General features: G+C 68.5%; 8 protein-coding genes and 2 pseudogenes. 5 read left to right on the plus strand and 5 right to left on the minus strand.

The window, feature by feature from the left end:
• Positions 1-62 precede the first annotated feature (62 nt).
• Complete coding sequence (locus tag KUM38_RS08205; protein ID WP_217128624.1) at positions 63-1,310, plus strand: Ig-like domain-containing protein; 1,248 nt, start codon at positions 63-65, stop codon at positions 1,308-1,310.
• Positions 1,311-1,378: 68 nt separating this feature from the next.
• On the opposite strand, the gene KUM38_RS08210 is transcribed toward KUM38_RS08205, so the two are convergent.
• A complete protein-coding gene (locus KUM38_RS08210) occupies positions 1,379-2,041 on the minus strand; it encodes a M15 family metallopeptidase (RefSeq protein WP_217128625.1) in 663 nt (220 codons plus the stop codon).
• Between the two features lie 590 nt (positions 2,042-2,631).
• Positions 2,632-3,639: a recombinase family protein gene (locus tag KUM38_RS08215; protein ID WP_217128626.1), complete on the minus strand. Its 1,008-nt coding sequence runs from the start codon at positions 3,637-3,639 to the stop codon at positions 2,632-2,634.
• 222 nt (positions 3,640-3,861) lie between these two features.
• Between KUM38_RS08215 and KUM38_RS08220 the strand changes: the two genes are divergently transcribed.
• Both KUM38_RS08220 and KUM38_RS08225 read left to right on the plus strand, forming a co-directional pair.
• Complete coding sequence (locus tag KUM38_RS08220; protein ID WP_217128627.1) at positions 3,862-4,404, plus strand: SigE family RNA polymerase sigma factor; 543 nt, start codon at positions 3,862-3,864, stop codon at positions 4,402-4,404.
• The gene (locus KUM38_RS08225) at positions 4,401-5,219 is read left to right on the plus strand and encodes a hypothetical protein (RefSeq protein ID WP_308408925.1); all 819 of its coding nucleotides are present in this window, start codon (positions 4,401-4,403) and stop codon (positions 5,217-5,219) included. Before KUM38_RS08220 ends, KUM38_RS08225 begins: the two co-directional genes overlap by 4 nt.
• 289 nt (positions 5,220-5,508) lie before the next feature.
• Here KUM38_RS08225 and KUM38_RS08230 read toward each other — a convergent pair.
• A pseudogene (locus tag KUM38_RS08230) lies at positions 5,509-8,649 on the minus strand (Tn3 family transposase).
• A 128-nt stretch (positions 8,650-8,777) separates the two neighbouring features.
• Between KUM38_RS08230 and KUM38_RS08235 the strand changes: the two are divergent.
• Positions 8,778-8,993, plus strand: a pseudogene (locus KUM38_RS08235) (hypothetical protein); the annotation flags it as partial.
• A gap of 47 nt (positions 8,994-9,040) precedes the next feature.
• Here KUM38_RS08235 and KUM38_RS08240 read toward each other — a convergent pair.
• Entirely contained in the window at positions 9,041-9,676 is a 636-nt protein-coding gene (locus KUM38_RS08240; RefSeq protein WP_254396869.1) for an SMI1/KNR4 family protein, read from the minus strand.
• 460 nt (positions 9,677-10,136) lie between these two features.
• Between KUM38_RS08240 and KUM38_RS08245 the strand changes: the two genes are divergently transcribed.
• A complete protein-coding gene (locus KUM38_RS08245; RefSeq protein ID WP_217128628.1) occupies positions 10,137-10,493 on the plus strand; it encodes a hypothetical protein in 357 nt (118 codons plus the stop codon).
• On the opposite strand, the gene KUM38_RS08250 is transcribed toward KUM38_RS08245, so the two are convergent.
• A protein-coding gene (locus KUM38_RS08250) for an IS5 family transposase (RefSeq protein WP_374227046.1) occupies positions 10,483-11,303 on the minus strand; the annotation gives its coding sequence in 2 pieces (ribosomal slippage) (positions 10,483-10,955 and positions 10,955-11,303; 822 coding nt in all). The two genes, KUM38_RS08245 and KUM38_RS08250, sit on opposite strands and share 11 nt — an antisense overlap.
• Between the last annotated feature and the right edge of the window lie 140 nt (positions 11,304-11,443).

Consider the following 11,443-nt stretch of genomic DNA (forward strand, 5'->3'; position numbering starts at 1 on the left):
GCGCGAGGGGCGCGCGGGGGCGCGGATCCGGCAGGGACTGGGTCCGCCGAGGGGAGAAACAAGTGAACGTGGGGCCCATATCGGGGGCGGCGCCGGTCGGTGCGCGGGGGCGAGGCGGCAGGAAGCTGGCGGCGCTGGCGCTCGGCGTGATGCTGGCGGTGACCGCCTGCGGCGGAGGGGCGGAGTCGGGCACCGGCTCGGGCGACGGCAAGGGCAAGGGCAAGGACTCCACCGCCGCGCAGAGCAAGCAGTCCGAGGCCGTGGTCGGCATCGCGCCCGAGGACGGCGCGAAGTCCGTCGAGACCAGCGGCGCGCTGAAGGTGAGTGCGAGCAAGGGCAAGCTGACCGAGGTCGTCGTCAAGAACCCGGACGGCGACAGGATCGACGGAGAGATATCCGGGGACGGCGCCACCTGGACGCCGTCCACCCACCTGGCCGCCGCCACCAAGTACACGGTGCACGCGGTCGCCAAGGACTCCGAGGGCCGCACCGCGGCCGAAGACTCCAGCTTCACCACGCTGACGCCGAAGAACACCTTCGTCGGGACCTTCACCCCCGAGGACGGCTCCAAGGTCGGCGTGGGCATGCCGTTCTCGCTCCGCTTCACCCGGGGCATCACCAACCCCGAGGACGTCGAGAAGGCCATCCGCATCACCACCGAGCCGGCCGTCGAGGTCGAGGGCCACTGGTTCGGCAACGACCGCCTCGACTTCCGCCCGGAGAAGTACTGGAAGGCCGGCACCAAGGTCACCGTCGACCTCAACCTCGACGGGGTCGAGGGCCGCGACGGCGTCTACGGCGAGCAGTCCAAGAAGGTCTCCTTCACCATCGGCCGCGAGCAGGTCTCCGTCGTCGACGCCAAGAAGCTCACGATGAAGGTCATGCGGGACGGCAAGCTCCTCAAGACCATTCCGGTCACCACCGGCGCGCCCGGCTACGAGACCTGGAACGGCAAGATGGTCATCACCGAGAAGCTGACGGTGACCCGGATGAACGGCGAGACGGTCGGCTACGGCGGCGAGTACGACATCAAGGACGTCCCGCACGCCATGCGCCTGTCCACCTCCGGCACCTTCATCCACGGCAACTACTGGGGCGGCGACGCCTTCGGCAACCGCAACGCCAGCCACGGCTGCGTCGGCTTGCGCGACGTCCGCGGCGGCTGGGACAAGGAGGCCCCGGCCGCCTGGTTCTTCAACAACTCCCTGCTCGGCGACGTCGTGGAGGTCAAGAACTCCAACGACGCCACCATCGCCCCGGACAACGGCCTCAACGGCTGGAACATGTCCTGGGAGAAGTGGAAGGCGTAAGCACACGAACAGCCCCGCACCCCGACAGGGGTGCGGGGCTGTTCCGGCATACGGCTCAGCCCGGAGCGTCAGTCGCCCACATCCTGTCGACCCGGCCCATAACAGGCACTTGTCGCTCCCGTGATCAGCGCCCAGTAACGGTCGCCGAACGACCAGTGCCACCACTCCGTCGGGTAGTTCACCAACCCCGCGTCCGTCAGCGCGCGCCCCAGAGTGTCCCTGTGCGTACGCGCCTGCCCGCTGATCCCGGTGGCGTCGGTGTAGCAGGCGCCGGCGCTTTCCTCCGGAGTCGCGTTCATGGGCGTGCCCAGGTCCAGCTCGCGGCCGTCCGTGTCCGCGAGTGTCAGGTCCACCGCCGCACCCGCGCTGTGCGGCGCGATGTCCGGTGGGGAGACGAAGCGGCTCGCAGCCGACCGGACCTGCTCGTCGGACCACCCCGGCTGCTCGGCTCGCAGTCTCTTCGCGTACTTCTCGAAATAGCGGCGTTGCAGCACCGGGGGACGGTACCCCTCGACCACCAGGAACCGCAGACCGTCCGGCAGTCGCTCCTGCGCCTGGACCAGCCGTTCCAGCACCCCTCGACGCAGATAGAAGAAGGCGTCCGAGTCGCCCTGCTTCCGCGAATCCACAAGGAGCGGACTGTTCCTCCGGATATCGACCAGCGGTTCACCGCACTCACGCACAGGAATGGCCGAGACCCGCGGATCCGACATCAAGATGATCTCACTCATCCCGTGATGATCCCGTGAGCGCTCCCCGAGCCGTCAAAGCAGCACAGTGTTGACCAGCCGCCCGGCAGACGGTCCTGGTCACAGCACCAGCACTCATCGACATGGCGATGCTCGACGCTGAAACCGTCGGCTGGACGTCCACCCGGCTCCACGACGACGGTCCTCGCGACACACGAGGCCACCGCATCCTGCTCTGCTGCATCGCCAGGCTCACCGGGTGGTGGTCCACAGCACCCAGAGCGGCTACACCGTCATCGCGGAACTCTTCACCGACACCCGACCGGGAGCCCACCCGTGCTGATGGACAAGCCCACCCGCGGCTACTGGTGCGAGTGCTGGGCGGAAAGTCTCGGGAAGACGGCAGAGGGGGACGGCCCTCCGCGCCTCCTTCGATGCGTACTCGGCGCCCCAGGCAGACAGGTGGGTAGCGGTCGCCCTCCGCGCGATCTCACCAGCACTCAACCCCGACGCCTCCGGGTCTGAGTAGTTGCGGTACAGGATGTAGCGCTGAGATTGATCATGGCCCTGGGCTGGGGTTCTCGGTCCTGTCCTCCCGAAGCTGCCGCGAAGTGACAAGTGGCTCTCTGTGATCAGAGTGACGCTCGGTCAGGGGTGTCGGGGCGGGGCTCGGGGACCGTCGCGGTCCGGCTGGCGGCGAAGTCGGCGTGGGCCTGCTCGACGGCTTCGGGGTATGCCTCGCGCTTGGCGTGCTCGGCGAGGGCCCGGTAGATGCTGGCCGCCGAGGGGTTGTGTCCCTTGCGTTTGCCGGTGGGGATGATCAGGTCGGGTTGGATCTGCTCGACGGACTCACCGCCCGCGCGGCGCCGCAGCACGGTGTGGAGCATGTCGTCGGTGATGACCGGGGGCCGGCCGCCGTGCTTGCCCTTGCGGGCCGCGGTGTCGAGCCCCTCCAGCGTCGATTCGCGGATGTTCTCCCGCTCGGTCTCCGCCATCGCGGCGAAGAACGCGAACAGCAGCTTCCCCGGGCCGGTGGGGTCGTAGATGCCGGGCAGTGGCCCGGCGAGCATCTCCAGGATGAGACCGTGGGCGGTGAGGTGGTCGGCGAGCGCGGTGAGTTCGGCGGCGTCACGGCCGAGTCGTTTCATCTCGTACGCGGTGAAGATGACCCGGCAGTGCGGGGCGTGGGCCTTGACCTCCCGCGCCGTACGGAGGGCCTCCTCGAACTTCGGGCGTACGCGGATGCGGGTGCTGATCTTCTCGGCGAAGATCTTGTCCCGGGGGATGCCGTGCCCGGCGAGGGCGTCGAGCTGGGAGTCGAGTTCCTGGCCGAGGGTGGAGCAGCGGGCGTAGCCGATGCGGATGTCCGCGCTCGGCAGGGCCGGATCGACCGGTGCGGGGGGAGGGGTGCCCGGCCGCCACGGCCGGCCCGGTGCGCGGTCGGCCGGAGTCGGCACGCGCAGTGCCTTCTTCAGCCGGGGCACGCGGGTGAAGCGGCGGGTGTGGTAGGCGGAGGCGACCGCGCCGCCGCGCGAGCGGCACGGTGATCCGGGCTGGGCTTCGCACTTCGGACAGGCGTGAGCCTCGACGGCGTCGGCGTCCGACCGGTCCGCCGGGGAGGGGTGCTGAGGGCTCGTCATGGCCCCGAATTTTCGCACAATGCAAGTCTCAGAACGGGATCCGTGCCGCTTTCAGTGAGAGCGGGTTGTGAGAGCGAATCTGGGTCCGGCGGCGATCCGGCGGCCCATTATTGATCTTGCTCTCGGAAAGGAGCGTTTGTGCGAAGCGGAAGAAGATTCCGTGGTGAGGCAACGGTCTCGGCTTCGTATGGACTCTTTTGAACATCTAGGAGGGAGGTGCTCATGGGGGTTCGAAAGCAGGTCGGGGACCGAGAGTTCCACGATTTCGTCGTCGGTAGCTGGCCGCGCCTGATGCGCACGGCATTTCTGCTCACGGGTGAGCAGCACGCTGCGGAGGATCTGGTCCAGTCGACGCTGGAGCAGGTCTATGTGGCCTGGCACAGGGTCGCCTTGGCCGACGCCCCTGAGGCGTATGTGCGACGAGTGATGATCAACGCGCATGCCCGCAGATATCGAAGGAAGCTGCGGGAGTTCCTGTTGCCCAGGAGCGGGGACGCGGGCCTGACACACGAGGTGGCCGACACCGGTGACCGGATCGCCCAGGCCGACGACCGTCACACGCTGCTGAAGGCGCTGGCCCAATTGCCGGCACGGCAGCGGGAAGCAGTAGTCCTACGTTACTGGGAGGACCTCACTGAGACACAGACGGCCGAGGCGATGGGCTGTTCGGTCGGCACGGTGAAGAGCAACGCAGCCAAGGGGATCGCGAAGCTGCGCGCCGTTTCGGGACTGGCGGAGAAAGTGACGCAGGGAGGACGAACGTGAAGAGCGCGGACTGGGAGACGAGCCACAACATGACACAGCACGACATCGCCTTCCTGCTGGCCGAAGCCGCCGACGAGGTGAGGATCGGCACAGCCCCCGCCCAGGCGCTGATTCGCGGCGGCCGCCGCCGCAGGGCCCGTCGCTGGGCGGTCGTGGCGACCACCACCCTGGTCGTGGCCGGCTCCACGGGGGCTCTGGCACTGAACGGGCTGTCCGGTGACGGGGAACGGGGGGTGTCGTCGGCGAGCCAGCCGGTCGCCAGCGCGGAGGCATCCGAGCCGCACATGCGGACGACCCTGGCGAGCGGCACCGACGCGGGAGTGCCGTGGAGGGTGTACATCGACGTGTGGAAGGCTCCGGCGGACACGGCGGAGGCCCAGTCCACCCTGGCGGCCATGGCGAAGTTCGGCGAGCACCCGGACGTCTCCACAGCCTCCGAACTGGTGGGCAAGGTCGCGCACTTCGTGCACCGGGTCACCGGTGAAGAGGCGAAGACCACTCAGATCGGGAACTTGGTGCTACCCGAGGACGACGTCCTGACCGGCGGCGAGCACGGGACCGTCTCGCTCCCGCTGCTCCCAGGGAACGGCACGGCCACCGCGCGCCTGGTGTTTGGCCAGGTCGCCAAGACCGCCCGGGAGGTCACCTGCACCTGGAAGGACGGCACGTCCACCAAGGTCGGCCGTACGTCCGCGGACACCGAGGCGAACGCCGACGTTCCGGTCATCCACAGCCTCAAGGACTCCCCCTACGACTGGTTCGCCATCCTGGCGCCGAAGTCCACCGAGTTGGAGGGGATCAAGGTCACGAAGTAGATCAAGCGGGAGACTAACGCTCCGAGGGGCAGAAAAACCACGGCAACAACCCCGACGGGCACCACGTTACGAAGTACATCGTTCATATGCACCAGGACATCGAGAAGGGCACGCGAGGTCCAGCCGGCACCGGCACCTGCGGGTACGCCTGTCCACGAACTCGATGCTGAGGAACGGCAGCTGTTCGCCGCTCAGGAGAACTCACGGGATGTCGCACAGTACGACAAGCCGTGGCGCCGCTGCACGGCCTGACCCGGCCCCCGGGCGCAGCGCGGCCGGTACGCGCGGATCAGTCCTCGTCCCCGTCGTCGGGCTCGACCTCGTCCGGGTCGCGCAGGGGCCGCAGGCCCTGGGCGGGGCCGGAGGAGGCGATGTTGAACAGGTAGCGGCCCAGGAAGTTGATGTGCGCGTTCTTCAGCGGGGACAGGCGGGCCAAGTCCTCGTCCTTGATGTCGTGGCCCTCCGCGCGGAGCTGAGCGACGGCGGCGTCCACGTAGCGGGTGTTCCACAGCACGACGGCGTTGAGGACCAGGCCGAGGGCGGCGAGCTGGTCCTCCTGGCCGTCCCGGTACGCCTGGCGGATCTGTCCGCGGCCGCCGTGGCAGATCGCGCGGGCGAGCCGGTGCCGGGACTCCTGCACGGTCAGCTGCCGGTTCATCAGCCGCCGGTAGGTGTCGTCCATCGGGTCGACCAGGGCCAACAGGTGCATGGTCTTGTCGATCCGGCCGTACCCCGCGAACGCCGCCCCCAACGGCGTGGGGTGTCCCTCGCGGCCGAACATCCGCAGCAGGTCGTACGCCCGCACCTGGTTGGTGATCAGCGACCCGGCCACCCGCAGCATGTCTGGCCAGTGCGTCTCGATCCGCTTCAGGTTCACCTTGTGCCGGGCGATGGCCTCCAGCGGCCCGTAGTCCCCGGCCGGCTCCTCACCCTCGGGCACGGGCACGTCCGCCCGCCAGAACCGCTGGTCGGCCAGGTCACGGAAGCGCGGGGCGAAGCGGAAGCCGAGCATCTTGTACAGGCCGAAGGCCATCTCCGAGTACGAGGCGTTGTCGGTGGCCACCATCTCCGGGCGCAGGCCGCCGTCGAGGTTCAGCAGCGTGTCCAGCGTGAACAGGCTGTCGCGCGGGGTGCCGCGCACGACCATCGCGCCGATCCCCGCCACCTGGTCGTTCACAGCGTTTAGCCAGGTCAGGCCCCGTTTGTAGCCGTAATACTTCGGCGAGGGACCGGTGTTGATGCTCTTGACGGGAACGACGAAGCGCAGCCCGTCGACGGAGGCGAGCATCCCCCCGCCCCACCGCTGCGCCAGCTCGATGCGGCCCTGGGCGGTGATCAGCGCCGCGTTCGCCGCAGCGATGGTGTCGGCGCGCAGGTAGTTCTGGTCCACGTGCGACAGCCGCGAGCGGGTCAGCGCCTTGTTCTCCGGGTCCACCACCGGGGTGAGCCCGATGTTGCACGCCTCGGACACCAGCAGCGCCACCAGGGAGACGAGCATCCCCTCCATCCGCGTGGGCCGGGCGGACACGTGGCGGAAGGCGTCCAGGAACCCGGTCCAGGAGTGCACCTCGAACAGCAGGTCCGGCAGGTCGATCCTGGGGAGCATCGCCTCCGTGGTCGTCTTCAGCCAGGTCAGCGACTCCGGCTCGCCCACCGCTCCGAGCTTGTCCACACTCAGGCGGGCCCGGCCCCCGCCCTCGGGGACGACGATCTCCACCTTCGCCTCGTCCCCGGCCTCGGCGAGGCGACCCGCCATCTGCCGCCAGGCCGCATCCAGGCCCCGGGTCAGCGTGGCCAGGTGCTCGCCGACGTCCTCGCTCAGCGACAGGCCGGCCAGCACGTCGCCCCGCATCGCCTCCCACCGCGGCCCGTCCAGCAGCCGCGCCCGCGGATCGGCCCACCGGTTGGAGGGGGCGGCGAAGATGTCCCGCCGGTTCAGCGCCCGGTGCAGCTGCTCCAGCACGCACACCACGTACGCGTCCCGGTCGACCGCGCCCTGCGGCAGCTTGGCGTTGGAGAACACCGCCCGCCGCCACATCGCGGGCACCAGCTCGGCGTCGACCTCGCGGGGCAACAGCGGCCGCTTCTTGACCCGCCGCCGTGACAGCGCCGGCAGCCGCCGCACCGCCTTCAAGATGCGCTTGCCGCCCTGGGCCGCGCTCAGCGCGTCCGACTCGCCCAGCAGCGCCAGGAACGGGCGCACGATGTGGTAGGGCAGGGCCAGGTTCTCGCGCATCGCTGCCTCGCCCGAGCCGTCGTCCTCGGGCACCAGGGCCTCGACGGTCGCGACCGCGACGGCCACGGCCGTACGCGGCACCGCCTCCTCGACCGCCGCCCACAGCGCGGCCACGTCCAGGTCCGCGTCGTGCTCGGCGACCAGGTCCAGCTCCTGGGTGAGGATCTTCGACGCCTTCGCCAGGATGCGGGCCGCCTTCTCCAGTTGCGGCAGCATCGCCAGGCGCTCCCTCTCCGACGCCCTGCGCGCCGGGCTGATCAGCCGGTTCGCCATCAGCACCGCGAACAGGTCCAGCGCGTCGTCGACCGCCTGCGCCTCCAGCTGACGCACCACCGCCGTCAGCAGGGCCGTCCGGCGCGGCTCCGGCGCCCGCTCAATCGTCTGCGCCTTGCTCAGCTGCCCGTACCTGGCCAGCGTGTTCAGCCGGTTCACCGGCACCCGGGACAGGTTCACCCGGCCCAGCGCGAACGCCGAGATCTCCTCCACCCGCTCCATCGCGCGGACCATCGCCGTCCCCGTCGACTTCGTCGGCGGGGTACGCAGCCGCTCCAGCTCCGAGACCCGCTTGCCCTCCGGACGCTCCAGCAGCCCCACCAGCGCCGGCGCCAGCGTCCGGTCCGCCTTGTGCGTGGCCCTGGCCACCGACTCGTACAGCCGCCGCTCCGCCACCGTGCGGGCCTCCGACACCTGCCGGGCCAGCACCGACAAACCCGGCAGCAGCACCCGGTGCCGGCGCAGCCACGTCACCGCGTGGTTGAACAGCGCCACCGGCCCCTCGGCGTGCGTCCACGCCCGCCCATACAGGAACGTCCGGAACTTCCGCAACCACTTCCGATCGCCGTAGTCGTGGTACCCGAACCGCTTCCGGATCTCCTGCGCGTGGTTGTACGGCGTCATCCGCCGCTCCGCGTACGACTTCACACACGACGCGTCCTCGATGCCGAGCTGCCCGGCCAGGTAGTCCACGACCTCCCACGGCACCGCGAGGGGATCGTCGCCCAGGAACGTGCCGATGTAGCGGACGGTGCAGATCTACAACGCCATCCCCAGACGACGCCCGTCCGACCGCCGCAGCGCGATCAGGTCGCGGTCGTCGTCCAGGAAGAAGAACCGCTCCAGCTCCGGGCGCGTGGGCACCTCACCGAACGTCCCGTAGGTAGCGGCTTGCTCATCAGTCAGAAATTCCACCGGCACAGCCGGACCGTATGCAGCCCCCGCACCCGCTCAACGATCTTTCCCGGAAGCCCCCCACCCGGGCTGGCCACTGTGGTAGCGACCATGATCAATCTCAGCGCTACATCCTGTACCGCAACTACTCAGACCCGGCCTCGGACGAGGCATGGGCATGGCTCCACGACGGCCGCGCCGAAACCATGCGTGCCCTACTGCGTCAGGAACCCTGCACGGTGACCATCCCCCATGTCGGCACCCGTATCACCTGGACCATCCGCCCAGTGTTCTTCCTGCCGCTCGAACACCGGCAAGGCACCGAACTGCCAACCTGCGCACATGGATTCAAGCCCCACACGACCGAATGAGACAGTTGCCAACCTGGATCAGCGTCAGGTCGGCACTGTTCTGTGGGTCAGGATGCCGGCCATTGCAGGAAGTCCTGCACGAGGGGGTCCGGCTCACCCGTCTCGGGGTCGAGCCCCGCAAGCCAGCGTCGCTGCTGCTCGCGCCAGTGGACAAAGGGAGCGGTCCTACCCCAGAGGGAGGCATCACCGAGAGGGCACTCGTCGAACTCGGCGCGCATCATCTTGACCAGGAAGTCGACCATGCCGCAATCGAAAAGCTTCCATCGCGTGTCGCCGTAGCTGATCTGTCGGCGCCAGGCCACCACGGGCCAGTTGTCAGGATCCGAGTCGAGCATCAGCCAGCCCAACTCATTGGCGTTGCAACCGGAGCCCCAAGGCAGGACGGAACTGCTGTCCGCCGCGATGCCGGGGACACCGCCTTCCCGGTCCCACAGGTCGCGGAACGCAAGCGTGCTGTCCAGGATGTTGCCCGGATCCCACTGCAAGAAGTCGACGGGCAACGGCCCCAAGATGCCGAGCTCCCCGATGTCACCCGCACCGTAGACGGACATGAACGCCTTGTAGTCGTTCGGGAGACCGACCCCAAGAGCCTCTTCGACCGCACGCCAGTCCACCTGCTCATCTGCCCCATGCTCAGCGGACACGAGACTGGCCAGCGGCTTCAAAGAGCTCTCAGCGGACATGGCGCTCCTTCGATCGACTCAGGCGCCTCACCGTAGCCGTACGCACTGACACTCCAAGGACCCCGAGAGCCCCGATGCATGATTCAAACTTTCTCTACTGGTTCAAGGCGGCGCGCTCCGCTCACCGCGCGCAGGCCCGGCCCCGCCGGCGCCCGGGCCGCGCTCATGGCGATCAGCGACCTGAGACCAAAAAGGGCTATGCCGTGGCTGGGGCGGTCGGCTCCACAGCATTAGCCACCTCCCCGATCCGGGTCCCGCGTCGAGCAAGACCAGGGGGCCACTCGTGCACATTGCGGCCAGGCTCAAAGCCTGCCCGAGTTGCCAACCAGAGTACGGCCCTCTGATCATGCTCGACCCAAGATCGAGCAGGCCACCGGCCAAACCCGCTCCATAAGACACCGTTTCCTTTGGCTGCTGCGAGTGCTGCATGCCTGTCAGTGCGGTGTGAGAGCCTCCGGGCATGAGCTACGACCTGGCTGTCTGGGAAGGTGAGCGGCCGGCGGATTACAAGACCGCCAGCCGAGTCTTCAACGACCTGTACGACTGCTATCTCGATGGTGAGGACGAGGAATCTCCGTCCGAACGCATCGCGGCCTACGTCGGAGCCCTTTTGGAGCGGTGGTGTGACATCACCGAGGATGTGGAGGAAACGTCCCCTTGGGCTGCGGGACCGTTGATCGGTGAGGCCAGGGGCCCAGTCATCTACTTCGCGTTGCGGTGGGACAGGGCAGAAGAGGCGTCCGCCTATGCGGCAGCCCTCGCCGACTCGATGGGGCTGATCTGCTTCGATCCCCAGCAGAGACAACTCAGGCCCTGATGATCCTGGCCAGGCGGCGGTAGCCGATCAGAAGTGCTGCTAGACCGACGAAGGCGAGGAAGTGCTCGGCCTTGCGTTCGTAGCGGCGATGCAGGCGTCGGCAGCCGGTGAGCCAGGAGACCGTCCTCTCGACGACCCAGCGGTGGCGACCCAGCCGTTTGGAGGACTCGATGCCCTTGCGGGCGATGCGGTGACGGATTCCTCTCTTGCTCAGCCATCGGCGCAGGTGGTCGTAGTCGTAGCCCTTGTCGGCGTGGAGCTTGGCTGGGCGTCGGCGCCGTGGGCCGCGACGGGAGCGGATGGGCGGGATACCGCGCACCAGCGGCTCCAGACCGAGGCTGTCGTGCATATTCGCACCGGAGACGCCCAGCGACAGCGGCAGTCCGCTCCGGTCGGTGATCAGGTGGATTTTCGATCCTGCCTTGCCGCGATCGGTCGGATTCGGTCCGGTCAGTGGCCCCCCTTTGCCGCCCGGACGCTGACGGAGTCGATCGCGCACCGCGACCAGTCCAGCTCACCCCGGGCACCGAGCTCGTCGAGGATGACCCGGTGCAGCCGGGCCCAGACCCGCTCCCGGCTCCACTGGGCGAAGCGCCGGTAGACCGTGGGCCAGGCCGGACCGAACACCGGAGGCAGCTGCCGCCAGGTGCAGCCCGAGGTGGCCACGAAGACGATCGCCGCCAGGCACTCGCGGTCCCCGGCCCGCCGTCGCCCACCACCCTGCGGGCGTATGACCTGTATTGGCGGAACCACCCGCCGAAACAGCTTCCACAACTCGTCCGGCACCAACCGCTCAACCAGATCCGTCATGCACGGCTCAACGAGTGATCACGCCATAAGAAACAACGTCTAAGAGGTCGTTTTCGCCTGCATTGCCCATGTATCCAGCGGTTTTCAGGCCGCCGGGTTGTGGTGCTCGTGCTGCTGGAGATGCGGGCTGATTTTTGCTG

It is taken from the genome of Streptomyces sp. AC558_RSS880, from assembly GCF_019049255.1.
In the GTDB taxonomy this organism is placed as follows: Bacteria; Actinomycetota; Actinomycetes; order Streptomycetales; family Streptomycetaceae; genus Streptomyces.